The sequence below is a fragment of the Bradyrhizobium sp. Kon37 genome, from assembly GCF_055807535.1.
Genome location: NZ_JBVVOY010000160.1, coordinates 1 through 390 on the forward strand (window position 1 = coordinate 1; position 390 = coordinate 390).

Annotated in this window: 1 protein-coding gene; it reads right to left on the bottom strand. The window is 58.5% G+C overall.

What is annotated here, in order from left to right; all coding sequences use genetic code 11:
* Nucleotides 1-390 (bottom strand): TrbJ/VirB5 family protein (locus tag AC0L3J_RS37595; protein ID WP_473350457.1); only part of this gene is annotated, 390 nt, incomplete at both ends.

The window sequence follows — 390 nt, forward strand, 5'->3', positions numbered from 1 at the left end:
GCCCTACCAGGCGTTTGACTATTAACTCCAAGGAGTAACTTATGGAGAAGCACGGCGACCCCTTGTAGTAGGACACGTCCTTGAACTTGCCCAGGTAAGCGTCGATGCTGCCCGCCTGGTTCTTGTAGTAGTTCAGGGTATCAACGGCGCTCATCAGGCCGTTGATGGTGGACTGCGCCTGGTCCCACACGTAGGCGGCCGGGGCCACCGTGTTTTGCAGCATGTTTTCGTACTGCTGCAACTGCGTCCGGTATTCCTCGATTTGCTTCTGGACCTGCGCAACCTGCTGAATCGCGGTGACAGTGGTTTGTGACAGGTTGGTGCCGTCGATGACCGGAATGCCCTCTCGGTCGGCACCTTGGCGGTCACGCCTGCGCAAGCGGGCATTCC